The sequence below is a fragment of the Deltaproteobacteria bacterium genome (assembly GCA_016874775.1).
Lineage (GTDB): Bacteria > Desulfobacterota > Binatia > Bin18 > Bin18 > VGTJ01.
The window spans coordinates 1-24,642 of record VGTJ01000047.1 but is presented as its reverse complement, the minus strand read 5'-3'; the positions used below and the strand labels follow the sequence as shown (position 1 = coordinate 24,642).

Genomic DNA, 24,642 nt, shown 5'->3' with positions numbered 1-24,642 from the left:
GCCCTTATCGTTCTAGCCGACGCACGATGTCGACATACGATTTCACTCGCTCAACATCAATTTGTCCTCCCCAACCACCACGTTCGAGGCAGGTGCCCACAAACGCGCCATCCGCTGCTGCCAATAATCGTGCGGCATTGTCGTGATTCGTGTAGCCCGCCAAGATGATGGGCAACCCTGGCACCGCTTTCCGTACAGAGCCGATCATCGCAAGCGTTTTCTCTTCGTCAGGGTCACCTAATGACACGGCGTCTGCGCCCACGTGTTTTGCACTACGCGCTACGTCAGCTGTAGATTGCGGTTCGCCAAACCACTTAAAATGCATGGAGTCGACTTCGGCGATCACTTTTATATCCCATGCGTTGATCTTGTTACGATACTCCATCACTTCGAGAGGATTGGCTTCGACCATGCCGTGGGTCGTCAGGGTCATACCAACTACCGCACCGGCACGAATAAAGGTGCCACCGGCAACTTTTGCGACCGCCAATGACGCTTTGAGAGCGTTACGCATCAGTTGTACACCGACTTGGAACTCTTCTCCGGTTGCTTGCGCAATGGCTTGCACGATAAGGCCCATCGCCGTGGTGCGCGCAGGATCAGACTCGTCTTTTACGCTGTAAATCCGATCGACCGTTTGCACTAAGCAGCCATCTGCTCCGCCTTCATGAAGGGCGCGGGCCGATTGGACAGCCATCTCAAGCGTTTGCGCGAAACTGCGGTCTTTGTAAAAGAGCGTGCCAGGGAGTGGTTGCAGGTGGATCATCCCCAGCACGGCTTTCCGTTGGCCAAGAGTAGAAAAGTCTCTCACAGTTAGTCCTCTACACGATGCGTTCGTCGTAACAGAGCCGACGACTCAATCAGACCTGAGAACATTCATGCACTTTACACTCAAGACTCCACATCGTGCCATTCTGAGCGCAGCGAAGAATCTCTCTGCAAGACCCTTCGTTGCACTCAGGGTGACAGCGCGAGTGCGCCAATCTTTCATGGTCCGATTTAGCGTGGCTGCATGCGAATGGCTCCATCGAGGCGAATGGTCTCACCGTTGAGCATCGCATTTTCGACGATATGACACGCGAGCTGTGCGTATTCTGCTGGGCGGCCCAGTCGTGATGGAAACGGCACCTGGGCACCGAGCGATTGCCGCGCAGCTTCTGGTAGACCCATGAGCATTGGGGTCTCAAAAATCCCTGGCGCGATGGTGCACACACGAATTCCATAGCTGGCAAGATCGCGCGCGATCGGCAAGGTAATGCCGACCACACCACCTTTCGAGGCCGAATACGCCGCTTGCCCAATTTGCCCTTCAAACGCAGCAACCGAGGCGGTATTGATAATCACGCCGCGCTCTCCACCCGCATTCGGCGCATTCTTGGCCATCTTAGCGGCAGCGAGGCGAATCGCGTTAAACGTGCCAATCAGGTTGATCTCGATCGTGCGACGGAATGGTTCCAAGTCGAGTGGGGCCTCACCTTTGCCCAGCGTCTTGCCAGCGGTGGCAATACCAGCGCAATTGACAAGAATGTGGGCTGCACCAAGTGTTTGTGTCGCTTTGTCGATCGCCGCAAAGAGTTGATCGCTGTTGGTGACATCAGCTTCGATGAACGTTCCATTGACTTCTTTGGCAATCGCAGCACCATTCGATTTCGCCAAATCAAGAATCGCGACCTTTGCACCTTTGGCGGCAAAGGCACGGACGGTAGCCTCGCCCAAACCAGAACTTCCACCAGTAACGATTGCACCAGCACCTTGCAGATCCATGTCTTCTGTTCCTCCCAAGAAACGTTGATGGATGCGGAGTGTACCACTCCTCTTCACCACTGACTACTGAATGCTGACGACTGGCACTTGCGCTTGACTACTGACTCCTCTCCCCGTCTCAGTTATAGTCTCCGCCATGATTCGAGCAGGCGATATTACTATTCATTTTCTCAACGCAGGTTTTTGGTGGGACGATGGCGGCGCGCAGTTTGGCATTGTTCCCCGCGAGTTATGGGAAAAAGAGAAACCAGCCAATGCACGTCATCGCATTCGCATGAGCTTAACCTGCCCGCTGATTCTCACTGGTAGAGAGGTCATCCTGGTTGATACAGGGATTGGCAACCGGCTCAGCGAGCGTGAGCAGCAGATTTACGCTCCTGAACCAGGTGATGGATTGGCTGGCGGCTTGCGCAAGCTAGGATTAACACTCGACAGCGTGACTCACGTCGTTTTCTCGCACTTACATTTCGATCATGTCGGCGGAGTGATTGATAAGTCTCCAACGGGTGAGATTCGCTCAATTTTCGCCAAGGCACAGTTCCTTATTCAGAAACAAGAATGGGAGATTGCAATGGCACCGACTGATGAACGGTTAGCTGCGGCGTACCGTCATGCTCCGGAATGTCTCAAAGCATTACAAAATGTCGAGTTATTAAACGGAGACTCGCAGCTCTTTCCCCACGTGCGTGTATCGATCTCCGGCGGGCATGCAGATTTTCATCAATGTGTCATTGTCGAGTCTGGAGGAACGGGCTTGATCCACTTTGCCGACATCGTACCGACAACATCACACTTACGGTTAGCGTGGAACGCTGCGTATGACACGAACCCACTTGGTACTATCGCCGCGAAGAAGCGGTTCTTTGCTGAAGCACGCGCGAAAAATTTGTGGGTGTCGTTCTCGCACGATGATAAAGTCGCGGCTGGGCGCCTCGATAATGAAACCGGCAAAGCGCCACAGTTGGTAGAAACACTGACAATCATGTAACGCCCGCTTCCTATGAATGTCATTCATGACGAAAACTGCTCGAACAGAGCAGCGCATCAACGCACTAAATCAAACCACGCGAGATTGGTGCATCCGGGGGTTTCACTAGAGAGACCGTAGCGTGCGCTGTGCGCACGGGAATCAGAGCTGGCAAGCGCATCGTGCGCACAGCGCACGCTACTCCAACTGTACGAATCTTCTGTGGTACGATTTAGGTGAGCGTCTAGGCCGCGATTCCACAGAGGGCGCCCAATCCCTTGTTGATGGGCCTTCATCGCCTCATTGTACCGTGCTGTGAGGTCATACGCATTTCCTACAACAGAGAAGCAGCAGTCAAAGGAGAAATAGCGGCTTGGCAATTGACCTGTTTCATCTTCTCTAGAGTCTCTGCCTGTTTGTCAAAGGGTGAAGGGCGCTTGTTCCGATCGACCTGGGCAGGATAAGAAAAAGTAGGAGCGTATTGTGCATGAACCTCACGTTTCTTGGTGGAGGTAGTGAGATTGGCGCGTCGAGTGCCCTCGTAGAGATCGGTGCCACACGCGTGCTGGTGGACTGCGGCTTGCGCATGAGCGGCAATGCGCGGCTGCCGGATTTCGGGCTGCTCACCACTGACCAATTCAGCGATATTTCTGGCGTGATCCTTACCCATGCACACATGGACCACAGTGGTGCACTGCCTGTCTTTCACCAACACTTTCCTCAGGTGCCGATCTACGCGACCGCCCCAACCTGCGCTCTGGTTGAAGTATTGCTGCGCTATTCCTTGAACATTGCCAAGAGTAAGTTGGAAAGTGAGGGAGAACTGCCATTGTACCCTCCGGCAGCGGTGGAGTCTTTGTTGCAACATCTCATTCCAGTTCCCTTTGGTGCAGCGACTCCCATTGGCAACTCTGGAGTGACGGTCACCTGGTTCCCTGCCGGACATATTTTAGGTGCGGCTTCGGTAGGCATTGAAGGCGAAGAACAGGGACGAATTGTCCGGGTGTTGTTCTCGGGTGATATTGCTGTCGCTGACCAACTCACTGTTCCTGGAATGTTGGCGACACCGGGCTTTCAACCTGATGTCTTGGTCATCGAATCAACCTACGGCAACCGTTTGCATTCTCCACGTCAGTTGGAAGAGCAACGGCTGCTGACGATGATCACCGAGATCATCGAAAACCAAGGCAAGCTGCTCATTCCTGCGTTTGCCATAGGACGCGCGCAGGAGGTCGCGCTCATCTTGTTACGGGAGATGCGTAACAAGCGGTTACCTCTCTTTCCAGTGTACCTTGATGGCATGGTGAAAACCGTCTGCGGGGTTTACTCGAACTTCCCGGCACATCAGACACCCTATGCCCGTCGTTTGATCGAACGACACGGTAACCCGTTCTTCAATGTGATCGATGAAATTCGTGCGGTGAGTTCGCCCAAAGAGCGTGAGGCGATCATCCAGGGACCGCCCGCCTGTATCATCGCTAGCTCTGGCATGTTGAGTGGCGGTGCGAGTGTGACCTACGCTCACGCTTTGGTTGCTGATGAGCGGAATGGAATTGCTCTCACTGGCTATCAAGATGAAGAAAGTCCAGGTCGGCGGTTATTAGAACTGGCAGAAGGCGCGACGAATACCGTTTCATTAGCTGGCCGGGCAGTACCCGTGCGTTGTCACGTGAGTAAATATGCCCTCTCGGCGCATGCCGACGCGAATGAACTGACCCGCTTGATCGATGCGTTGAACCCACGCGAAGTGGTGCTCGTTCATGGCGATAGCGACGCGCGGCCAGCGTTGGCTGATTTGCTCTATCGCACCAGCACGCGCCATCGACCTGTACATTTGCCGCAAACCGGTGACACGATTCGTGTTGGTCCAATCCGCAAGACGATGCAGACCATTGGACAGACGACCACTCCTGGCATTGGTGGTGGAGTGCCGTTGACGAACGAAACGTTACCACAACTCGCTACCCATGTGCGAAGTTTGCCACGCAAGCAACCATACAGCCCGGCTGCATTGTTGGACCTCTGGTATGGCACGCGGGCGTGGGATGATACCCATTACGCTGCCTTGGTGCGTTTACTCGATGTTCTTGGACATGGTTTTCGCCGACTTCCCTCTCGTCCACATTTGTATCAAGTGGTACCAGCAGACCAATTGCCACAAGCACCTAAAGCTGAGTCGTCGTTTGCTGAACCCAACACGTTACTTGCGCGGGTTGGTGAGTTGCTCGGTCCACACACCGGGCTATACAAACGTGGCTATCATCTCGCGACACATGAGTTGCGACTCTTTTTTGATTTTCCCGACGTTGCGCGTGTTCGGCACCAAGAACTGATCAACCAGGTGATGGCTGGGACAGGCTGGTCGGTGGTTATCAATGACACACCTCAACAAGAGCGGTTGTTTGCGGTTGCGCTTGCCTGTCTGCCTACAGGTGCGAACGTCACCAAAGGTCCGGCTTTACATTTGGATCGCCGTGAAGTCAGCCTCTCGCTTGACGCTGAGTTGTCTGCGCCTGCCCTCCAGAACGCGATAGCCCAATTCCTTGCACAGACCGGATTTACACTTGTAGTGACGATGCCAGGTAAGACTTCATTGGCTGCTCCGCAACTGGCAACCTCTGAGCCTACCGCACCACTTATGGAGATTAACACTGCGTATTGGACAATCGATGAAGCGTTTGTTGACCGTCCTGAAAGCGAGCGACCATACAAAAAGAGCCTCAAGAATGAGGGAGAACGATCCTATATTGAACTTGCCTTCCTCACCCCTGAAGTTGGCGCGCGCCAAAACCAACTGCTGCAGCAGATTGCTGTGGCTATTGGCTATCCACTACGCATCAAACCTGAACCAAACCAAATCGCACTTATTGCGCTGGCTCGGCAACTCATCCCTGCGGCCTGGCAAATTGCCAAACCACCCGGCGTGATGAAAGCGGAGCGTCAAGTTCGCGTGAAATGTTTGAGCTCACCCAACCCCAACACTCCGGAGTGGCAGGAGGTTCACAGTCAGTTCGCTGCCGTGACCGGATACACGCTGTGCATTGAGTCGCGTGGTAAGAATTTAGGGGAGATGTGAGAATCTTGCCGAAGGATGGAATGCAACGTATACACCACCTACTAAAGGAAAAGTTCTATGATCGAACTGAGCCCAACGATTGCAGGTATACAGTTTCCCTTCTGTCTGATGAATGCTGCTGGAGCACTGTCGACAAGCCGCGAAGAATTATTAGCGCTTGCCTACTCTGAGGCTGGCGCAGTAGTGACGAAGTCGATCACGCCAGAGTCGTTTCTTGATCCCGGTGCAAGCTGTGGCATCGAGAATCCTGGTGTTGCGTATTACATTGAGTTGCTGCCTGAACTGAAGCGAGCGGAAAAACCGATTATCACCAGTGTTGCGGGGTTGACTATCGACGAGTTCATTGTCACTGCCCAGGCATTAGCAAGCGCCGGTGCAGATCTCATCGAAGTCAATTTGAACGAACCGCATGTACATGAACATCTCGCTCCGTTTGCCTCGCCTGAAAATTTGCGGATGCTTGTTAGCGCCATCCATGCGGCGGTACAAACTCCACTAGTTGTGAAGTTACCTCCCAGAGTACCGATCGCACTGCCAGTCGTTGCCTCAGTCCTTGTTGATGCCGGAATTCCTGCGGTGTTGTGCCATAATGCGGCACCCAACGGTGGACCAACTCAAGCCGAGACCATACTCCATGCGGCAAAGGGACACCTTGAAGTGATCGCCGTCGGCGGTGTGTCGTCTGGCCATGAAGCACTGTCAGTATTGCGGAGTGGCATGAAAGCTATCCAAATCGCTTCTGTTGTCGTCAAAGAAGGGGTCCGGGCTTTTGCCCGCTTAAAGCGAGAATTACGAGAGCAGCCATCCTGGCAGACGACGTCTGTCAGTGCGCAGTAAGAGGCTGTTGATATATTCCTCAGAGGCCAGTGCCAAAAGCGATATCGTGCTTCGACAGGCTCAGCACGTACGGGTTTATCTCATCCCTTTTTCAGTTCCGTTTCCGTTCACCCTGAGTCCTGAGCCTGTCGAAGGGGCGAAGGGTTGTTCAACAGTTTCTCAAGGTTCATTTTGAGATCAGCGCCGTTTTTTCTCTCATTTTTCCAGTCGTTCGCGAGACAGGCGTATCATGGGCAATGCGGTGAGCCTGTGAGATTGTAAAAATCCGGGGGACTGCCGATACCATACCTCTGTGCATCCAATCTTTGGTAGAGGAGGCCTCCCTGATGTCACCAAAATTCCTTGAGAAACAAAGCGAAATCAGCAATTTTTGGCAGTGGTTTGCCCAACACGAAGAAGCGTTATTGCGCCTCTCACCTGAATCACCAGATGTCCAAGATTGGGTTGATCGCATTCATCAAAAACTTCAGTCGATTGAACCCCATCTCGGCTGTGAGCTGTCTCTTGCGGCTGAACCAAAACGAGAGTTTTTTCTGAGCGCCGGTGGCATTGAAGAAGGGTTCCCTTGGGTCGAGGCAGTACACGCTGCAGCTCCACAATTGACACGTTGGAACATTGTCAAATTCAAGCAACGCAAAGGGAGAGCAGGCGTTATTCAGCTGGGGGGGGGGTAACATTTAGTGATGAACATATCTTTTTTCATATCTTCGATGATGGCGACAAGATCGGGCTCCATTTGTTCTTTGCCGAGTTTGACCCCCGTCTTTTTCAGGTATTTGGCGAAGTGGGATTCATCTTTCTTGACAGCTTGCTCGGCGAGTTCGATGTTGCGACAAAAGTTGGAGAAATCGATTTTCTTGCCCTCGAAGATGGTGCGCCACAGCAACTTCGCCCATTGAAAGAATTGACCCACGTCTTCGACCACTGGCATGAGCGCATGGCTGCGTAAAGGAAACTTGCAACTTCTTGCCGCCCGTTCTACAGTCCGCTGGCGAAGGAGGGCGGCACGCATGAAAATCGGTGTCTCTGCTTTTTTGACCAACAAATCCGGCAATCCTGGCGATATCGCACAAACCGCGGAAAATCTTGGCTTTGATTCTTTCTGGGTCGCGGAACATATCGCAGTACCAACCCAATACAAAACCTACTACCCACGCTCGGCAGACGGAAAGGTTCCACCATTCTATGCCGAGCTGGTTGATCCGTTCATCGCCTTGATGGCGGCAGCACAGTCAACAAAAAAGATTAAGATCGGAACGGCGATCTCATTGTTGCCGCAACATCATGCCATTACCATTGCTAAAACAACCGCCACGCTTGATCTCTACTCTAATGGCCGTCTGATTCTCGGCGTCGGTGCTGGTTGGTTTGCTGAAGAAGCTGAGTTGTTCGGCGTACAATTCAAGCATCGTTGGAAATATGTGCGTGAAGGCGTGGAGGCGATCCGTGCACTGTGGAGTAAAGAGGAAGCAGGTTACAGTGGTGAGTTCGTCAATTTTCCTGCCGTGAGGATTGGCCCAAAGCCAGTGCAAAAATCCATCCCGATCTACCTCGGCGCACACGATCCGAAGTATGCGCTCAAACGAGTGGCACAATACGCTGATGGATGGTTTCCGGCCAACCTCCCACCAGACAAGTTCAAGGAAACGATCCCCCACATTCGACAATTGGCCAAAGAGGCTGGCCGCAATCCAGATAACATCGAGTTTTCTGTCCTGCTCATGGCTCAACAAGACGGACCAAGCCTTGACCTGATGAAGCAGTACCAAGATGCTGGTGTCACGCGCATGATTACCCTGGCGTGGGCTGCTGCTTCTGGGAGCGGCGTCGAAGCTGTGAAAAGCCTGGCGCCAATCGTTGAACGAGGGCAAAAGGTGTAACTCTCCAATTGAGGGATTCGAATTTAGGAGAATGTCAGAATGCCGCGTCGGGCTATTGAGCGGATTCGAGACGCGATACGTACAGCGGCATATGATATGACCAGTCATGCAGTCGAGGAAATGGCAGAAGACTCGTTAGACTTTGCTGATATTGAAACTGCAATCGGTCGCTTTACTGGAACTGGTCGCTACCTCATCATTACCGTCTATGAAGTAACGGAGCCTGAGCTATGACAAGATCATTCGGATATCGCTGTGAATATTGCGAAGGAATCGTACAAGCAAAGCGAGTCGAACGTGAAGCTTTTGAGCACAAGACCGGGTTCGTGATTCTTGAGAATGTTGAGATCGGTATATGTAACAAGTGTAGCAATCGTTATTACAGGGCAGAAACGCTGAAGCGAGTGCATGCAATCGCCTCCGGCCAAGTTCGTCCCGAACGTACAGAGCAAGTACCCGTTGCCCATGCTTAACAAAGCCGAAACAGCACTCCCACTCAGAGGAGAAAGTTCACAATCATGGAACTCAAACAACTCGGCAACACCAAGGTGCAAGTACCAGAAATTGGCCTTGGCGTGTGGAAGTATCGTGGTGGCGTTGAGCCGTTACGTCGCGGGGTTGAGCTTGGTGCGTTTCTCATCGATACCGCAGAGATGTACCGCACCGAAGACGTTGTCGGCCAAGCTGTCAAAGGCATTCGTGATAAGGTGTTCATCGCCTCGAAAGTATCAGGCAGTCATCTCCGCTACGACGATGTGCTCAAAGCCGCAGAGGCCAGCCTGCGGGAGCTGAATGAGAGCTGCATCGACCTCTACCAAATTCATTGGCCGAACTCCTCGGTCCCGATCAAAGACACCATGCGCGCGATGGAAACCCTGGTCGACCGTGGGCAGATCAAATACATCGGCGTGAGTAACTTCTCAGTTCGTGAGCTCGAAAAAGCACAGGCTGCTATGCGCAATCATCCGATCGTTGCCAATCAGGTTTTATATAACCTCAATGCCCGCGAGATTGAGCACGACTTGTTACCTTATTGTCAGAAACATGATGTGACTATTCTCGCATACACACCGCTTGATGATGGTCGACTCGCAAAGCCGCCGAAGTTCTGGCGTGGGCGCAGCCAAGGGATGAAGACTCTCAGCGAAGTTGCCACGCAAACCAATAAAACGCTGGCGCAAGTTGCGCTCAACTGGCGCATTACCCGACCCAATGTCATTGCCATCCCCAAATCTGATAGTGTCACACGAACAGAAGAGAATTGTGGGGCATCAGGGTGGCGGTTATCGGCAGAGCAGGCGAAACGGTTAGACGAGGCGTTTGCATGAGACGTGAGGCGTGTTGTGTAGTACGTCGTTCAGAGTTTAGTCCGGAAGCTCCCTGTATGAGTTCACGCAACACGCAACACGTCACACACATTACTCTTGCAGTTATGCACGAGGCACAATGAACAACCCCTGTACTCGTCGCGAGTTTTTCAACACGATGACTGCGCTCATGGCTGGGGCCGCAGGGATTAGTTGTGACACTGCTCAGGGCAAAGAAAACAGCAGAAAACAGGAGCAACGCATGGCGCGTTTCGGTATTCAGATCGAACCTCAATTTGGTTTTACTTTTTCGGATATTGCAGATCTCGCTAAAGAGGCCGAACGTCTCGGTTTCACGGCACTCTGGGCATCAGATCACTTGCTGTGGGATGCAAAATCTGAGCGACGCAATTGCCTTGACGTGTGGGCACTGATGCCAGCATTGGCAGCGGTGACCACTAAGCTGCGCCTCGGTACCCTTGTCACATGCAACTCGTACCGTTTACCTAGTGTCCTGGCAAAGACCGCGGCAAGCGTCGATCACATCAGTAACGGACGGTTAGAATTTGGTCTTGGCGCGGGGTGGAAAGAGATCGAATACAAAGCCTACGGGATTCCGTTTCCACCAGTCGCGACACGACTCGCGCAGCTAGAAGAAGCCGCTCAGTTGATCAAACTCCTGTGGACAGAAGAAAGAGCGTCTTTTAACGGCAAGCATTATCAGCTCAGTGACGCGACCTGCGCGCCCAAGCCAGTACAGAAACCATTGAAAATGTGGATTGGCGGAGCAGGTGAAAAAAAGTTACTGCGTATGGTCGCACAGCATGCCGACGGCTGGAACATGATCTTCGGCTATCAGTTACCGGCTGTGCAAAAGAAACTCGACGTGCTGAAACGTCACTGCGACGATGTCAAGCGCGATTTCACTACGATCGATAAATCGCTGTTTATCGTCACCGCAATCGCGGAGAGTGAAGCAGAGATGAAGAAACGCGAGGCAGACACCGCAGCCGCTTTGGGTACTGGACGCATCTTTAAACTGGCCCGCGATGCTGGCACCATTGGCACCGCAGAGCAAGTCGCTGAGGTGTTGCGTGGGTATCAGGACATTGGCTTCGACTACTTCATTGCCATGTTTCCCTACACGCAAGATAAGGAAATGCTCCAACGGTTTGCCGAGACAGTCATCCCGAAGTTGCGCTAAAGGAGGACCTATGCCACGTATTCATGACCGTGGTGGCTGGCCTGACGCTGGGCCGATCAATAAAGAGGAACATCATTACGCACTGTGGGAAAAACGGACGGATGCTTTGTTGATGCTCCTCGTCAGCCCCGCAAAGAAAGTCTTACGTGTCGATGAACTTCGTCGTGCCATCGAATCGCTCCCACCAAAGGCATACGAGACAATGAGTTATTACGAGCGCTGGATCTCAGCGGTCGAAACGCTGATGATCGAGAAGGGGATTTTGACACAAGAGGAAATTGAAAAAAGGATAGAAGAAAGGCCATAGGCTTCAGGTTAGAGGGAGAACTCAGATTCGCTCATCGACGTTTTTCTCTAAATCGAACCACCCGAGATTGGTACACTTTGGGTTGTCACCGGAGAGACCGTAGCGCGCGCCATGCGCACGGGAATCAACGCTGACAATCGCATCGTGCGCACAGCGCACGCTACCCCAACTGTACGAATGTTCCGTGGTCCGATCTAGAGTCCAGAGTCCGGTTTCGCTCTCTCTAAAGCCTATAGCCTATAGCCTGTTTTGAGGTCTTCCATGTCAGCAAAATTCAAACCTGGTGATCAGGTTCGTATTCGAATTGGTTCTCCTCCGGGTCATTTTCGCACTCCCAGTTATATTCAAGGGAAAATCGGACGAATAGAAGGCGTGCATGGCGCATTTCGTAATCCGGAAACATTGGCGTACGGCCAAGACGGATTGCCGAAACAGTTCCTCTATCTTGTTTCTCTGGCCCAAACCCACATTTGGGATACGTACGCTGCTGCCCCACGAGATCGTCTGTTCATTGATATTTATGAACATTGGCTGGAACCGCTTGAGGATTAGCGATTGGGAGCTAGGGATTAGTAAGAAAAGAGGGAGTTATGAACGACCACGATCATGGCCATCCACACCATTCACATGAAGATGCCCACGCACCGATTACCGAGACACCCGGAGCATCACACTACGAGAAACGCGCAACGGCGATTGTCTCTTTATTGATCGAGAAAGGGCTCGTCACTGCCGACGAAGTTCGACACACAATCGAGCAAATGGACGAGCGGACACCAGCTCAGGGTGCCAAAATTGTCGCTCGGGCCTGGGTTGATCCGGCCTTTAAAGCCCGACTCCTTGCGGACGCGAAATCGGCCTGTGCGGAATTGGGAGTGGACACTGGCACGTTGGCCAACATCGTTGCAATCGAAAACACTGAGAGCGTCCACAATGTAGTCGTCTGTACGTTGTGTTCGTGCTACCCACGGTCAATTCTTGGTCTGCCGCCAGATTGGTACAAGAGCCTGAGTTATCGCTCTCGCGTAGTGAAGAATCCGCGCGAGGTATTGCATGAGTTTGGGCTGGACTTGCCACAAGATGTCGAAGTGCGTGTCTACGACAGTACAGCAGATATGCGATATTTGGTAATTCCTGCACGACCTGCGGGAACAGAAAACCTGAGTGAGGCTGAGCTCGCCGCGTTGGTGACACGGGACTGTATGATTGGTGTGGCGAAAGCACGAACTGTCAGAGAACCAGCAACTGTTAAGGATTAAACCCCAGGGAAGTGTCTCGTGTGTTTGGGACTGGGGGCAAGAGGCTTGGGGCTTGTTAAAAAAACGAGTCCCTAGCCCCTAGTAGATAGTCCAGAAAGTTTTGATGGATAACTCAAGGAACGTCATTCCCGCGAATGCGGGAATCCAGGCGGCTTAACGACAGGCCACGGCTGAATTTCCCTGGCTGCCCGCCTGCGCAGGCATGACGAAGCCCTATCCCTCAAAATTAAATGGACTGACTACTAGCCCCAAGACCCTTAGTACTCTGGCAATTTAATTTTTTGGTATTTTCGGCACCCTTTCCTTCTCACGTCTGGTACGCTTAACGCAGATGGGAGACGAAAGAGTTCCGCATCCAGAAAGCCAGGAATACCTCTTAACTTAATTGCCAGAGTACTTAGGCGATTTACAGGAAAGATTATACCATCTGCGCATTGACCAAAGTATTCCCTAAACCTTAATAGATTAGACGGATATTGAGGATTTTGATTGCTTGAGCTTGGGATACTCTTTTCAAGAACTCTCCTTAGTCTTTTTACTGATGACTTTTTGCCGTTACTGCGCGGCAGGCAATCGCATAGTCTTCACCACTTGCCCTGATTTTCCAGCTGGTGGCAACTCCTGCCCATCAAGGTTGAGTGTGACTCCACCCGCATTGCCCAGCGACAGCATAAAGCCACTCTCCGCTGTCCACTCGCGCGATTCTCCAGCTTTGAGAATCATTTCTTTCCCTGGTTGGCTATCGACAACGACACGCATCCAGGTCTGAGCATTAGCTAGAATCGTCAGGCGGTGCCCACCGGCAGGAACCGCAGTTGTCGTTGAGGGAACAGCCGCGACTGCCGGAGTCCCTGCTTGCGGAACTTCTGTAACCGCTGTCGGAGGAGCGGCTGAACTCGTCGCCTGCGTCCCTTGACTGGTTGGCATCGATGAGGGTGGAACCACGGCAACTGCTGACGCAGGAGAAGTAGGAGGTGCTGGAGCAACATCGGTTGCCGATTCTTGGGTTGGAGCACTCCCTGCTGAAGTGACAGGAGAGGCGACATTGGAGCCTGAAGTGTCAGAAGGGGGAGGAACGACTGCAACTGGAGATTCAGGAATGACAACTGCTGCCGTCGGAGAAGAAGCTGTAGAGACAGGAGACTCAGAATTCCGTTCCTCGTTCGCGGGTCCAGCTTGCCACCAGGACAGCAGCGTTTGCCAGTGGCCTTGTTGCCACAGGTACGATCCAATGACCAACACAACCAACAAGGATAAAAAGGGCACAATCCATGCGGCCAGGCGCGACGGGCCAGAACGAGGTCGAACGACGGGCGGGCGATGCTCAGGAGGTGCGACCGTCGCTGCGTCCTGCTGTTGGAGTTCCGTCAAAAAGCGAGTCACTGCCTGATTTGCATCTACACCGAGGAAGTTGGCATACGAACGCAAGAATGGAATGAGATATACCTCATCAGCAAGGAGGCCGTTTTCCGACTCTCCTTCAAGCGCCTGGAGGTACTTCAATGGAATTCGCGTCTTGCCCTCGACGTCTTTTAGGGAAACGCCTTTATGTTCGCGTGCTTGCCGCAGTATCGTTGTGATAGTTTCCATACCCTCGGTTCTTTCCCCTCGCCGCCCACTATCCTCTGGTGCTGTCTGCTGCTGCGTCCCCGCTTCCATGAGTAACCCCACCTGAGACTTTCCTCTATCTAATGGAATGTACCCGAGATTTTTCCTGAAAGCGAGCGGCAGTTCTCCTTTCTCCCCCGAAAAGCCCCGTTTACTTCGTGCGTTCCCTAGGGAAAACTGCAGAGCAGCTCGGTGAGAACTCAGCCGCCATCGTGGAAAGGGATTTCGCCACCCATTGTAGCCCGAGCGTCGATACTAAGAGAAAGGGAGCGACCTATGGCAAAAGACGAATGGAGATTGCCATTTCCAACACAGCTTTCACAAGAAGTCGATCGTTTATTCGACGAGATGATTCACCGACCGTGGAGGTCGGTCCGCACAACTGTCGAAGAATGGAGCCCGCAGATCGATCTCTACGAAACTCCGAACGCTTTTATCTTGGAAGCCGATCTTCCCGGCGTACAAGAGCACGAAATGTCGGTGACAATAGACAACGGTGACCTCCTCCTTCAAGGCCAGCGTACGGTCACTCACAGAGTATCACATGGAAGCTTTCACTATAGTGAGCGTCGTTCCGGCAGTTTTCTTCGTCGGGTCCGGCTCCCCTCTTCGGTCGATCAGACCGCCGTCAAAGTAGAGTTCTCCAGTGGCGTGCTTCGCGTCACGCTGCCTAAACTCCCGCAAGAACGGAGGGACGTATGACACAAAACATGGAGACCCGCCCGGACGCGCAATCTGGACTCCATCCAGCCTCGTCTCCGGTTGAACTGGCTGCCGAGCAGCTTCGTTTTCATGTGACATTGCCAGCGCAGTTCCGTACGACGGAAGAACTCACGCCAGGGCACGATTTCGTTGGCCAAGAACGAGCGCGGGCAGCACTGGAACTAGGGCTCGGCATCACGAGTAGTGGGTTTAACATCTTCGTCTCAGGCCTCACTGGTGCCGAGAAGCTTGGAGCTCTGCATGGTTGGGTTGCACCACAAACCACGAAATCACACACTCCACAAGACTGGGTGTACGTACAAAACTTCGCTCACCCTGATGCACCACGAGCCATTCCACTTGCCGCCGGGCAAGGCTGTCGACTGAAACATTTCATGACCGAGATGGTCAAGACGTTACGCGAGGAATTGCCCAAAGCGTTTCGCCAAGAGGCGTTCGACAAAGAGAAAGGCCAGCTCAAAGAAAAATATGCCGCTCAAGCCCAAGCGCTGAATGAAGCACTTGAGGCACGCGCTCGTGAAAAAGGCTTTGCCATTCAATCTGGCCCGCAAGGGGGGATCATTCTCATTCCCATAATCAATGGCAAACCGCTCGAAAGTCCGGAAGAATTCGCTCGTCTCCGCCCAGAGCAACAACAGGAAATCGAGAAAAACCAACGCGAATTTGCCGAAGAGATGTCCGCCTTCCCTGGGAAACAGCAAGAAATCATGCGCGCTATGGTAGAAGATGTCCGTGCGATCGAACGGCGCTTTTGTGATGCACTGCTCACTCCGATACTAGCCACTATCAGTCATGAGATGAAGAGCGAGGAAGTCGATGCCTACCTCACTGAAGTGAAAACCCATATCGTCGATAACCTCGACAATTTCAAAGAGCCCGAGCGCCCAACGCCGATGTTGCCGTTCATGCCGATGCCATCACCACAAGATCTCTTTCTTGAGTATGAAGTGAACGTGGTTGTCGACAACAGCACCACCAAAGGAGCACCGGTACTGATCGAAAGCTCGCCGACGTATCTCAATCTGTTCGGTACTATCGAACGGGTAGTCGACCGGGCTGGTCGCCTCGTCACCAACTTCACACGGATCAAAGCAGGCTCGCTATTACGCGCGCATGGTGGCTATCTCATTTTTAGCCTGGAAGATGCACTGACCGAACCAGCAGTGTGGAAGATGCTCAAACGCACCCTCAAAAGTGGCCGCATTGAGATGGAGACGTATGAGCCGTTCTCTATGTTTTCCACTTCCGGTCTTAAACCAGAACCGATTCAAGTACAGGTCAAAGTCGTCACGGTCGGGAGCCCGTATCTATACCACCTGCTCTACAGCATGGACGAAGAGTTTCGCGAGATTTTCAAAGTACACGCTGATTTCCGTCGCGTGATGGAACTCGACGCGCAACACTTGCTTGCCTATGGCAATTGGACAGCGCAAATTTGCCGTAACGAAAGGCTGCCACACTTCGAACAAGCGGCAGTTGAACGTCTGGTAGAATTCGGTGCACGCAAAGCTGGGGATCGACAAAAGATTTCCGCCGCTTATGCAGATGTCGCCGATCTCATCCGTGAATCAGCGTACTGGGCTCGCAGAGATAACAGCACGGCCGTCGCTGCACGACATGTGCAACACGCCTTGGAAGAACGAGTCTTTCGCGCTGATCGTATCGAGCACGATATTCGTGAATTGATCACACAGGGAACGATACTCGTTGACATCGACGGGCGCAAAGTTGGGCAAGTCAACGGACTTTCAGTCTTGCAACTTGGCGAGCATAGCTTTGGTCAACCGTCACGTGTCACCGCTAGTGTCGGCATGGGGCAAGCTGGAATTGTCAATATTGAACGCGAGTCGCGACTCAGCGGCCCGATCCACGACAAGGGGCTGCTGATTTTGTCAGGCTATCTGCGCAACCGCTACGGACAAGATAAACCCCTGGCGCTCTCTGCCAGTCTCTGTTTTGAACAGTCGTACTCTGGAGTTGAAGGTGATAGCGCCTCATCGACCGAATTATACGCCATGCTTTCTCGACTCTCAGAACTGCCCATTCGTCAAGATTTGGCGGTGACAGGTTCAGTCAACCAATGGGGTGAAGTACAAGCCATTGGAGGCGCCAATGAGAAGATCGAAGGCTTCTTTGATGTCTGTCGCACTCGTGGCTTGACTGGAACACAAGGAGTGATGATTCCGATCGCGAATGTGCGCAACCTCGTCCTGCGTCCTGACGTGATCGAAGCTGTGGCCCAAGGCAAGTTTCATATCTATCCAATCCGCACGATCGATGAAGGAATTAGTCTGCTCACCGGTGTGAGCGCAGGAACCATTGAAGAGGAAGGAACCGTCAATTACCTCGTCAATCGCCGCTTGCTTGATCTCGCCTCCAAATTAAAGAGCTTTGGTAACGGTGGACAGGAAGCAAAGAAACCGCAGCCAGAAGAGGAGAACGACAAGAAAACCGAAAAGGGGGAAAAGGCGAAAAGGAAATAAGAAAGGCTGTAGGCTTCAGGCTATAGGGAAAGACCAAGACTATAGGAATTCGTATGCGCGCGATGATCGTCCGTCAACCAGCGCCAATTACCCAACGGCCATTGGCGCTGGTTGAGCTCCCCATCCCTGAACCTGCCCCAGGTGAGGTGCTCATTCGCGTCGAAGTCTGCGGCGTTTGCCGCACCGATCTGCATGTAGCCGAGGGCGATTTGCCACCGCATAAGAGTCCAGTGATTCCGGGCCATGAAGTCATTGGCACGGTCGCAAAACTTGGCCCAGGCACCACCAGCTTGAGAGAAGGCGATCGTGTCGGTGTGGCGTGGCTGCATACGTCATGTGGAAAGTGCGCGTATTGCCAGCGTGGCGCAGAGAATCTCTGTATCGCCCCACGCTTTACTGGTTATGATGCCGATGGCGGTTATGCCGAGTACATCGTCGCACCGGAAGCCTTTGTCTATCCGTTGCCTGCAGGGGTAAACCTCATCGAATTTGCCCCATTCCTGTGTGCTGGCATCATCGGTTATCGCGCCTTACGTCAGAGCGGCGTGAAACCAGGAGAACGGTTAGGTCTCTACGGTTTTGGCGGCTCGGCACACATTGTGATGCAGATTGCGCGGTATTGGAACTGTGAAGTGTATGTCGCGACCAGAGGGAATAAACACCGCAACTTAGCTAAGCAGATGGGAGCCGTGTGGGTTGGCGAAACAACTGACCAACCACCAGAGAAATTACATGCTGCGATTATCTTCGCTCCGGCTGGTGAACTCGTGCCACAAGCACTCACCGCACTTGATCGTGGTGGAACGTTAGCGTTGGCTGGTATCTATATGACTGATGTTCCGGCCATGAACTACACGACCCATCTCTTCTATGAACGTACAGTGCGGAGTGTGACTGCGAATACTCGCCAAGATGGCAGGGAATTGCTTGCTTTAGCGAAAGAGATTCCCCTCCATAGTCACACCGAAGAGTACCCTCTCGATGCTGCCAACGACGCCTTATGGAAGCTACGCCACGATCAGATCAATGGCGCGGCTGTTTTGCGGGTGGCTCACTCATAGTTTTTTCTGAATCGACTCTGCCAGGGTTTTTCCTTCTGCCATGTGCAAAGGCTGCGCGGGCCAGCGTACGCCTAAACCAGAGCCATCGGCATGTTTCGGGATGATATGGAAATGTACATGCATCACCTCCTGATGCGCGGCTGCGCCGTTATTCTGCAGCACGTTGAATGCCGTCGCACCAGTCGCTTGCATAATCGCGCGGCTGATACGCGGCAACACACGACCAATCGCTGCCGCAGACTCATCAGAAAGTTGATCAATGGTTTCCGCGGGTTCCTTCGGAATCACTAATGTATGCCCGTGACTCAGCGGGTTGATATCAAGAAACGCAAGTACTTTGTCATCTTCATAGACACGGAAACAGGGAATCTCACCGGCAATGATTTTGATAAAAATGGTGTTGGCCATAGGGATCTCCTTCGCAGGTTATGAATTTCACAGTTAGTAAGAGACTTTGCGGCTGGAGGCTAGAGACTAGAGGCTTGGGTGGGGAGGACAAGTCTCTAGCCTCCAGCCTCTAGTCTCACCATGTTGCTAGAAACACACCCCTTACTCCGGCCTGCCTTCCTCCTCCAGTGGCCGTACATGCCGAAACTGCCACAATAACAACAGGTCATAGACGATCTTCATGGTGCCAGCAAGAAAAAATGGCATGTTCATCAATGAAGCATTGAACATCGCCCCTGCGGCAATAGGCCCTAGTGCGCTCGCGCCTGTTCGTGCCAGATTGATAATTCCAGATGCTGCCGAACGTTCATCAGGAGCAACAACGGCCATAATAAACGCTTGACGCGTAGGGACATCCATCTGCGCGGTGGAAAAGCGTAACAGCACCATGGCCACGGCCAGGTGAAACGTTGGCATCAGTGGCGTCAGCAAGAGAAACACGTTGGCCGAGAGGTGGGTAAACACCATGGTATTAATCAAGCCAATGCGCGCGGCGATGCGTGCCGCCACCAGCGCAGAAAAACCAGCCAGCAGATTGGTCCCGAAGAACACACTCCCCAGCGCAGCAGGCTCAACCCCAAAGCGTACATGAAACCAGTACGCCATTAAGCTCTGCACAACCAGTGTCCCGGCAAAGGAGTCAATAATAAATAACAACGAGAGTTTCTGAATAATACCACGAGAACGATGCAGGCCAAAAAATCGACTCGTAGTGCTGCTCACTACTGGTTCGACTTCGATATGACGCGACAGAAAAAGGAACAACACCGCCAGCAGCACCCCTAGCCCGGCATACAACGCAAACAGCGCTTGATAGCTTCCTAACGGAGTGTGACCTGCGCGTTGCAGGGAGGTTGCTAACGTACCACCACTCCACGAGCCCAGTGCCGCCGCAAATGACCCAACGAGGTTATACCAGGCAAACACATGGGTGCGTTGCGACGCAGGAGTCAAATGGGCCAAGGCCGATTGTTCGATGGCAAGAAACGGCCCGACTTCGTGCCCGGTTGGGCTTAAGGTACCGATAAACGCAGCCAGAATAAGAAACAGCGGATTGGTCGTCAGCGCGAACACCACACCGGTCAACACCATAAACCCAGCACTAACCATGAGCATCTGCCGTCGTCCGATACGATCGGCAACCTGGGTAATACTAAGCGAGAGCAGTGCGTCACCAAGCAGCGTAAGCGTGAGCAGAAATCCAATCTCACTCTCTGTCATACCGACCGCAGCTAAATGCAATGCGAGAATGATGGAAAGAAAACCATACGAAAACAGGCGGATGATCCGTCCGCTGAAAAGAAGCCAGCCATCACGCGATAAATCTACTCCCAACATGCGCATCTCTTCCCCACTCTCGCCAAACGAGGCCGAACCACGTACATTTCATATCGCTATGTGAAGATAAATGTGGGCGACAAAAGTCGCCCACAAAAATTCCAAGGAGTTCTTCCATGCCCAAGATGAAAGCGGTGTTGTTCGATTTTGGTGGGACATTGTTCGATTACGAAGCGGTCGCTCCAGGGGAGCGCGAGAGTGTCGTTGGTATCGCGCAGTGGGCAGGTGCTGAGGTTGAACCGCGCGAAATTCTTCGTGCCTACCGTGGTGCGCTCAAGCGCGTCTTTTATGAATACCTGCCTCGCCCCTATTATCTCCATCGCGACCTATTCCACGATATCTTGCAAGCGATGGCGCGAGATCTTGGTATTGCCTTGGCTGAAGAGCACTTTGCCCGTTATCGTCAGGTCCAGTGGCAACGCCGTGAACGTGACTTCACGTTACGCGAAGGCGTGTTCGCTACACTCATGGCACTGCGTGACCGCGGCTATCATCTCGGCATTGTCAGCAATATCGACGATGACCAACTCGAACACATGGTCGAACTCAGTAAGATCAAGCCATATTTTGACTCAATCTTGTCGAGTGAGTACGCGCAATCCTGCAAACCAGATCTGCGTATTTTCAAGGAAGCCGCTCGTCGTGCCGACTGCACGCCACAGGAAGCCTTCTTTGTCGGCGATTCACTGCAACAAGATATTCCCGGTGCCAATGCGATGGGGATGCACTCAATACTCATCTGGGACCGCACCGATAGTGACCCACCCGAGAAAGAGGCAGTGCCGAAGTCAGTGATTCGCAAGATTCCGGAGCTGCTCGACTTGATGCACCAGGTCGAATCATGACATAAGACAGAAAACGCAACACGTAACACGTAAGAAGGAGGTTCCTATGAGTACAACCAACGAGAAAACTATCACCGATTTTTGCAACGCTCTGCGCGAGCGCAGCATGGACAAGCTCGTGTCGTACCTGACCGAGGATGTGTATTACCACAACATGCCGTGGGACCCAGTGCATGGGCATGCTGGCGTTCGCAAAGTGCTGACGGCCTTTGTCGAAGGCAGCAAGATTACGTTAGAAAAGATGGACATCAAGAACACAACCTCGGCTGGCAATGTTGCGATGAACGAACGCATTGAACACTGGGCCGCAGGTAATCTGAAAGTCCAGCTGCCCGTGGTCGGCGTGTTTACCTTCAACGACAAAGGAAAGATTGCCCACTGGTGCGACTACTTCGATGCCAAGACCATTCAACCGCTGATGGATGTGTTGAAGTAGGAAGAGCAACATAAAACGTGATTCGTAATGAGTAACGACCTCTCCTCCCCTATTACGGATTACGTTTTGCGCATTACGTTTTGAGGTACGCATGAAATTCGGCCTCCACTACCAGTTACCATGTTCCCTTAATCAATCACCCGTCCAGCGTTACCGCGATACGATCGAGCAAGCGGTTCACGCTGAACAACTTGGATTTGAATCGATCTGGCCTGTGGAGCAACATTTCAATGCTGACTTTTCTATTCTGCCCTCGCCATTGCTTTTTCTCTCGGCAGTCGCTTCCCGCACGACCACACTCCGTTTAGGCATCGCCATCATCCTTCTACCCTTGTCACATCCAGTAAGAGTTGCCGAAGATGTCGCGACACTTGATGTGATTAGTAATGGGCGAGTCGAGTTTGGCATTGGACGGGGCGTGTTCCCCACTCACTTCGCGGGCTTTAGTGTTCCGCAAGCCGAAAGCCGCGAGCGTTTGCTGGAAAACCTGCATGTGATCCTCCAAGCCTGGACAAAAGAGAAGTTTTCGTTTCATGGCCGTTTCTTTGAGATCGAAGATTTATCGGTTGTTCCTAAACCCGTGCAGCAACCCCATCCGCCAATTCTGGTTGCTGCGAATACTGTCGAAACCTACGAACAGATGGGTAAACTGGGCTATGCGATTCTCACGGCGTCGCAGATCAGCACCTATCCAAAGCTTCGCGAGTTCATCCCATTGTATCGTCAAGCACGAGAATCCGCAGGCCACGGTCCTGCTCGCCCTGAACACATCACCCTGTTGTCGCCGACCTACGTTGCTGCTGACGCCGCGCAGGTTCGGCGTGAGATTGAACCGAGTATCAAGCACTTCCTGCAGTCGCTCATTAATGCCTTTCCTCCAGTCACTGACAGCAAAGGCGTCACAAACAAATTATTACAAGAAGCAGCGGATCGCTTACGTAAGACGACCTACGAGCAAGTCAATCAGGTGATGGGCATCTTTGAAACGCCAGAGGTCTGCGTGGAACGGATCAAGAAACTACAAGAAGAGTTCAACATGGGCCGCATGCTATGCTGGTTCAACCCCGGTGGTCAGGTGCCGCATGTGCAAGTGATGCGCAGTATGGAATTATTTGCCGCCAAGGTCATGCCGCATTTTGCGTAGCGCGAGTTGGCAGATATTTGCAATGTCGTTTGTTGGGAGACAATATGCAAAGAAATCTCACAACACTTCTCTCTAACGATGAGCCGAGTTTTTACGCTGCGGTGGTTCGACCACAATGACCAAGCTTCGTTTGCCCAGGCAGGAGAAATTGCGCTCGCGCAACATCACGTTGAGCTACACACTCCTGGCACACTCGTGCCGGAGCCACGACGGAACGGCAAAGCATTTATCTATTGGAATCGCTATACAGCAGACGGCAAGCTGGAGAAGCGCTACGTCGGATCCCAAGGGGGTGTTGAAGAAGCAACAGCAACACACCAATTACACGAGTTGCAACTCTTGCGTGAGACAACGCAAAAGCTGCGCAAGCTCGAGTTTGCTGCAGTCGATAATTCCACAGCGCTCACCCTGGCAGTTTTATACAACGCCGGGGTATTCGATCGTGGAGCCGTGCTGGTCGGCATCCACGCGTACAGCGCCTTACTCAATGGTCTTGGGGCTCGCGTCGTGCCTTCTCCACTTACGGAGGATGTCGACATCGCAACACGACTCGAACTGGCGACTGTGCCGAACCGAGGCCTCTTCGATATTCTCAAGGAGACAGGCCTCCCTTTCGTGGAAGTGCCCAGCTTGAAGCGGACAGAACCACCAACCTCTTTCAAGGTTCGTGGACAAAAACTGAAAGTGGGCTTGCTCGTCCCAGCTCAAGGTGAGCCCTATCGAGCAGTTGCCGTTCCCGTACTTGGTGCCTATGCGATCGGCCTTCCATACCTGAACTACCTCCTGCACGAGCCGATCCGATCTATAGTCGTTGGTAAGGATCGACTTATCCCTGTGGCGCTTCCTCACCCGGGACGTTACTGTGTAAGCAAACTAGCAGTGAGTGCCTTGCGTTCGGCTGGTAGTGCCAAATCCGACAAGGACATCTTGCAAGCGGCAGTGATGGCGGCCGTATTATCGACCGCCCGGGATTTTGTATTAGAAGAGGCCATCGACGAAGCCTCGCGGACGCTAAAGCAAAAGGCCCAGCGTGGAGCGACACAAGCTGTGCGTCTCCTTGAGAACCATTATCCAGAAGCCGTCAGATTGCTGGAGCACCTCATGCATTGATCCACCAATCTAAACCACCCGGCAAATCATGCGCCGAGTATTCGACGTGGATGACACGTCGTCGCTATGGTCGCGTTGCTGCCGCAGAGCTGTGCAGCAATAACGGGCGCATCATCAACAACGATAAGGGATACGACCGAGAGGATTCCCAGTGCCCCAAGCATAATTCCCCATGTAATCAGCGGATACATATCGCGCTGGTACACGGCCGCTAGCAAACACAAGACTCCCCCCCAATCTCATAAGGATAGGTTTTTTATCCAAGCCTCAATTGGCGCGGATTTCCCGTCGTGAGGATCTGCCTGTTCGTCATGCCCGCGCAGGCGGGCATCCAGGAGCTTCACCCCTGAACGACTGCGTATTCTCCCTGGATTCCCGCATTCGCGGGCATGACGTCTCGTCTTTTCTCAGCGTAAAAGCCTACCCCTAAAAGCCCCCCCCAATGGGAAGAGCGAAGAAAGAAGAGGTTACAGCCTTCGGGTTCTCCATACCTCATGACTGTACGGCCCCCCTTCCGCGAAGTCCATCTTCCTGGCAGTGAAAAGGCAGCTCTTCACTAAGAAGGAGGCCTCGCCATGCCAGTCAAGACACCGAGCGTTGATGATCTCGCCCGTATCGCTGCAGATTTTTCACTCAGTGTGACTACTCAAGACTTGGAATCGTTTCGCGGCCTGATGGCCAACGCGATTACGTCTTAGGCGGTGGCAGGAAACAACTTACCGCAATAGTGATTGACCGGAGTGGAGAGCCTCTGCACAAGAGCAGGGATGAGAGACGAGACCATTGTGTGCTGGCTTCGGTCTAAGTATCGAAGTCTGGTCGAAGAGCTGGATGAACGCGGGCGAC

26 protein-coding genes are annotated in these 24,642 nt (G+C 52.8%); 19 read left to right on the top strand and 7 right to left on the bottom strand.

The features are described 5' to 3' along the window. Positions 1-4: 4 nt before the first annotated feature. Both FJ147_10275 and FJ147_10270 read right to left on the bottom strand, forming a co-directional pair. Complete coding sequence (locus FJ147_10275; GenBank protein MBM4256271.1) at positions 5-811, bottom strand: hypothetical protein; 807 nt, start codon at positions 809-811, stop codon at positions 5-7. A gap of 188 nt (positions 812-999) precedes the next feature. Continuing rightward, positions 1,000-1,764: a 3-hydroxyacyl-CoA dehydrogenase gene (locus FJ147_10270; protein ID MBM4256270.1), complete on the bottom strand. Its 765-nt coding sequence runs from the start codon at positions 1,762-1,764 to the stop codon at positions 1,000-1,002. Positions 1,765-1,900: 136 nt separating this feature from the next. Between FJ147_10270 and FJ147_10265 the strand changes: the two genes are divergently transcribed. The 4 genes from FJ147_10265 to FJ147_10250 all read left to right on the top strand — a co-directional run bounded on the left by FJ147_10265 (position 1,901) and on the right by FJ147_10250 (position 7,318). Then, positions 1,901-2,752: an MBL fold metallo-hydrolase gene (locus tag FJ147_10265; GenBank protein ID MBM4256269.1), complete on the top strand. Its 852-nt coding sequence runs from the start codon at positions 1,901-1,903 to the stop codon at positions 2,750-2,752. Between the two features lie 466 nt (positions 2,753-3,218). Further along, complete coding sequence (locus tag FJ147_10260; protein MBM4256268.1) at positions 3,219-5,807, top strand: MBL fold metallo-hydrolase; 2,589 nt, start codon at positions 3,219-3,221, stop codon at positions 5,805-5,807. Positions 5,808-5,864: 57 nt separating this feature from the next. Further along, a complete protein-coding gene (locus FJ147_10255; GenBank protein ID MBM4256267.1) occupies positions 5,865-6,644 on the top strand; it encodes a hypothetical protein in 780 nt (259 codons plus the stop codon). A gap of 326 nt (positions 6,645-6,970) precedes the next feature. Next, on the top strand, positions 6,971-7,318 hold the full coding sequence (locus tag FJ147_10250; GenBank protein MBM4256266.1) for a hypothetical protein: 348 nt from the start codon (positions 6,971-6,973) through the stop codon (positions 7,316-7,318). On the opposite strand, the gene FJ147_10245 is transcribed toward FJ147_10250, so the two are convergent. Further along, positions 7,300-7,575, bottom strand: coding sequence for a hypothetical protein (locus FJ147_10245; protein MBM4256265.1), 276 nt, complete (start codon positions 7,573-7,575; stop codon positions 7,300-7,302). The genes FJ147_10250 and FJ147_10245 overlap by 19 nt on opposite strands. On the opposite strand from FJ147_10245, the gene FJ147_10240 reads away from it, so the two are divergent. From FJ147_10240 to nthA, 8 genes are all read left to right on the top strand, one after another. Beyond that, a complete protein-coding gene (locus FJ147_10240) occupies positions 7,574-8,524 on the top strand; it encodes an LLM class F420-dependent oxidoreductase (protein ID MBM4256264.1) in 951 nt (316 codons plus the stop codon). The two genes, FJ147_10245 and FJ147_10240, sit on opposite strands and share 2 nt — an antisense overlap. Before the next feature lie 39 nt (positions 8,525-8,563). After that, positions 8,564-8,758 carry a hypothetical protein gene (locus FJ147_10235; protein MBM4256263.1) on the top strand — a complete coding sequence of 65 codons (195 nt, stop codon included), beginning with the start codon at positions 8,564-8,566 and terminating at the stop codon, positions 8,756-8,758. After that, positions 8,755-8,997, top strand: a complete 243-nt coding sequence (locus FJ147_10230; protein ID MBM4256262.1) for a YgiT-type zinc finger protein — start codon at positions 8,755-8,757, stop codon at positions 8,995-8,997. Before FJ147_10235 ends, FJ147_10230 begins: the two co-directional genes overlap by 4 nt. Positions 8,998-9,042: 45 nt before the next feature. Further along, on the top strand, positions 9,043-9,852 hold the full coding sequence (locus tag FJ147_10225) for an aldo/keto reductase (GenBank protein MBM4256261.1): 810 nt from the start codon (positions 9,043-9,045) through the stop codon (positions 9,850-9,852). A 118-nt stretch (positions 9,853-9,970) separates the two neighbouring features. Continuing rightward, positions 9,971-11,035 carry a TIGR03560 family F420-dependent LLM class oxidoreductase gene (locus FJ147_10220; protein ID MBM4256260.1) on the top strand — a complete coding sequence of 355 codons (1,065 nt, stop codon included), beginning with the start codon at positions 9,971-9,973 and terminating at the stop codon, positions 11,033-11,035. A gap of 10 nt (positions 11,036-11,045) precedes the next feature. Continuing rightward, positions 11,046-11,342, top strand: a complete 297-nt coding sequence (locus FJ147_10215) for a nitrile hydratase subunit beta (GenBank protein ID MBM4256259.1) — start codon at positions 11,046-11,048, stop codon at positions 11,340-11,342. Positions 11,343-11,603: 261 nt separating this feature from the next. Continuing rightward, on the top strand, positions 11,604-11,894 hold the full coding sequence (locus FJ147_10210; protein MBM4256258.1) for a nitrile hydratase subunit beta: 291 nt from the start codon (positions 11,604-11,606) through the stop codon (positions 11,892-11,894). A 38-nt stretch (positions 11,895-11,932) separates the two neighbouring features. After that, entirely contained in the window at positions 11,933-12,601 is a 669-nt protein-coding gene (nthA, locus tag FJ147_10205) for a nitrile hydratase subunit alpha (protein MBM4256257.1), read from the top strand. Between the two features lie 555 nt (positions 12,602-13,156). Here nthA and FJ147_10200 read toward each other — a convergent pair. Next, positions 13,157-14,272: a helix-turn-helix domain-containing protein gene (locus FJ147_10200; protein MBM4256256.1), complete on the bottom strand. Its 1,116-nt coding sequence runs from the start codon at positions 14,270-14,272 to the stop codon at positions 13,157-13,159. A gap of 213 nt (positions 14,273-14,485) precedes the next feature. Here FJ147_10200 and FJ147_10195 point away from each other — a divergent pair, with 213 nt between their 5' ends. From FJ147_10195 to FJ147_10185, 3 genes are read left to right on the top strand one after another with little or no spacing between them, the layout of a single operon-like run. Then, positions 14,486-14,911 carry an Hsp20/alpha crystallin family protein gene (locus FJ147_10195; GenBank protein ID MBM4256255.1) on the top strand — a complete coding sequence of 142 codons (426 nt, stop codon included), beginning with the start codon at positions 14,486-14,488 and terminating at the stop codon, positions 14,909-14,911. Beyond that, positions 14,908-17,415, top strand: coding sequence for an ATP-dependent protease (locus FJ147_10190; protein ID MBM4256254.1), 2,508 nt, complete (start codon positions 14,908-14,910; stop codon positions 17,413-17,415). The genes FJ147_10195 and FJ147_10190 overlap by 4 nt, the downstream gene beginning before the upstream one ends. 53 nt (positions 17,416-17,468) lie before the next feature. Continuing rightward, on the top strand, positions 17,469-18,476 hold the full coding sequence (locus FJ147_10185) for a zinc-dependent alcohol dehydrogenase family protein (protein ID MBM4256253.1): 1,008 nt from the start codon (positions 17,469-17,471) through the stop codon (positions 18,474-18,476). On the opposite strand, the gene FJ147_10180 is transcribed toward FJ147_10185, so the two are convergent. Together FJ147_10180 and FJ147_10175 are read right to left on the bottom strand one after the other, a co-directional pair. Continuing rightward, positions 18,471-18,884: an HIT family protein gene (locus FJ147_10180; GenBank protein MBM4256252.1), complete on the bottom strand. Its 414-nt coding sequence runs from the start codon at positions 18,882-18,884 to the stop codon at positions 18,471-18,473. The genes FJ147_10185 and FJ147_10180 overlap by 6 nt on opposite strands. A gap of 141 nt (positions 18,885-19,025) precedes the next feature. Beyond that, complete coding sequence (locus tag FJ147_10175) at positions 19,026-20,261, bottom strand: MFS transporter (GenBank protein MBM4256251.1); 1,236 nt, start codon at positions 20,259-20,261, stop codon at positions 19,026-19,028. Between the two features lie 116 nt (positions 20,262-20,377). Between FJ147_10175 and FJ147_10170 the strand changes: the two genes are divergently transcribed. The 4 genes from FJ147_10170 (at position 20,378) to FJ147_10155 (ending at position 23,796) form a co-directional block, all read left to right on the top strand. Beyond that, a complete protein-coding gene (locus FJ147_10170) occupies positions 20,378-21,106 on the top strand; it encodes an HAD family hydrolase (protein ID MBM4256250.1) in 729 nt (242 codons plus the stop codon). 46 nt (positions 21,107-21,152) lie between these two features. Next, complete coding sequence (locus FJ147_10165) at positions 21,153-21,542, top strand: limonene-1,2-epoxide hydrolase (GenBank protein ID MBM4256249.1); 390 nt, start codon at positions 21,153-21,155, stop codon at positions 21,540-21,542. Positions 21,543-21,633: 91 nt separating this feature from the next. Next, complete coding sequence (locus tag FJ147_10160) at positions 21,634-22,686, top strand: LLM class flavin-dependent oxidoreductase (GenBank protein MBM4256248.1); 1,053 nt, start codon at positions 21,634-21,636, stop codon at positions 22,684-22,686. A gap of 78 nt (positions 22,687-22,764) precedes the next feature. Beyond that, a complete protein-coding gene (locus tag FJ147_10155; GenBank protein MBM4256247.1) occupies positions 22,765-23,796 on the top strand; it encodes a hypothetical protein in 1,032 nt (343 codons plus the stop codon). Positions 23,797-23,822: 26 nt separating this feature from the next. On the opposite strand, the gene FJ147_10150 is transcribed toward FJ147_10155, so the two are convergent. Further along, positions 23,823-24,014 (bottom strand): hypothetical protein, encoded by a 192-nt coding sequence (locus FJ147_10150; GenBank protein ID MBM4256246.1) that lies wholly within the window; start codon positions 24,012-24,014, stop codon positions 23,823-23,825. Positions 24,015-24,642 lie beyond the last annotated feature (628 nt).

Excerpts from the sequence above, each read along its gene's own strand:
- FJ147_10190 (MBM4256254.1), top strand. The coding sequence starts at position 14,908 with ATGACACAAAACATGGAGACCCGCCCGGACGCGCAATCTGGACTCCAT.
- FJ147_10260 (MBM4256268.1), top strand. The coding sequence starts at position 3,219 with ATGAACCTCACGTTTCTTGGTGGAGGTAGTGAGATTGGCGCGTCGAGT.
- FJ147_10155 (MBM4256247.1), top strand. The coding sequence starts at position 22,765 with ATGAGCCGAGTTTTTACGCTGCGGTGGTTCGACCACAATGACCAAGCT.
- FJ147_10255 (MBM4256267.1), top strand. The coding sequence starts at position 5,865 with ATGATCGAACTGAGCCCAACGATTGCAGGTATACAGTTTCCCTTCTGT.
- FJ147_10165 (MBM4256249.1), top strand. The coding sequence starts at position 21,153 with ATGAGTACAACCAACGAGAAAACTATCACCGATTTTTGCAACGCTCTG.
- FJ147_10245 (MBM4256265.1), bottom strand. The coding sequence starts at position 7,575 with ATGCCAGTGGTCGAAGACGTGGGTCAATTCTTTCAATGGGCGAAGTTG.
- FJ147_10265 (MBM4256269.1), top strand. The coding sequence starts at position 1,901 with ATGATTCGAGCAGGCGATATTACTATTCATTTTCTCAACGCAGGTTTT.
- nthA (MBM4256257.1), top strand. The coding sequence starts at position 11,933 with ATGAACGACCACGATCATGGCCATCCACACCATTCACATGAAGATGCC.
- FJ147_10230 (MBM4256262.1), top strand. The coding sequence starts at position 8,755 with ATGACAAGATCATTCGGATATCGCTGTGAATATTGCGAAGGAATCGTA.
- FJ147_10195 (MBM4256255.1), top strand. The coding sequence starts at position 14,486 with ATGGCAAAAGACGAATGGAGATTGCCATTTCCAACACAGCTTTCACAA.
- FJ147_10240 (MBM4256264.1), top strand. The coding sequence starts at position 7,574 with ATGAGCGCATGGCTGCGTAAAGGAAACTTGCAACTTCTTGCCGCCCGT.
- FJ147_10215 (MBM4256259.1), top strand. The coding sequence starts at position 11,046 with ATGCCACGTATTCATGACCGTGGTGGCTGGCCTGACGCTGGGCCGATC.
- FJ147_10220 (MBM4256260.1), top strand. The coding sequence starts at position 9,971 with ATGAACAACCCCTGTACTCGTCGCGAGTTTTTCAACACGATGACTGCG.
- FJ147_10175 (MBM4256251.1), bottom strand. The coding sequence starts at position 20,261 with ATGTTGGGAGTAGATTTATCGCGTGATGGCTGGCTTCTTTTCAGCGGA.
- FJ147_10170 (MBM4256250.1), top strand. The coding sequence starts at position 20,378 with ATGCCCAAGATGAAAGCGGTGTTGTTCGATTTTGGTGGGACATTGTTC.
- FJ147_10160 (MBM4256248.1), top strand. The coding sequence starts at position 21,634 with ATGAAATTCGGCCTCCACTACCAGTTACCATGTTCCCTTAATCAATCA.
- FJ147_10185 (MBM4256253.1), top strand. The coding sequence starts at position 17,469 with ATGCGCGCGATGATCGTCCGTCAACCAGCGCCAATTACCCAACGGCCA.
- FJ147_10235 (MBM4256263.1), top strand. The coding sequence starts at position 8,564 with ATGCCGCGTCGGGCTATTGAGCGGATTCGAGACGCGATACGTACAGCG.
- FJ147_10210 (MBM4256258.1), top strand. The coding sequence starts at position 11,604 with ATGTCAGCAAAATTCAAACCTGGTGATCAGGTTCGTATTCGAATTGGT.
- FJ147_10225 (MBM4256261.1), top strand. The coding sequence starts at position 9,043 with ATGGAACTCAAACAACTCGGCAACACCAAGGTGCAAGTACCAGAAATT.
- FJ147_10270 (MBM4256270.1), bottom strand. The coding sequence starts at position 1,764 with ATGGATCTGCAAGGTGCTGGTGCAATCGTTACTGGTGGAAGTTCTGGT.
- FJ147_10180 (MBM4256252.1), bottom strand. The coding sequence starts at position 18,884 with ATGGCCAACACCATTTTTATCAAAATCATTGCCGGTGAGATTCCCTGT.
- FJ147_10250 (MBM4256266.1), top strand. The coding sequence starts at position 6,971 with ATGTCACCAAAATTCCTTGAGAAACAAAGCGAAATCAGCAATTTTTGG.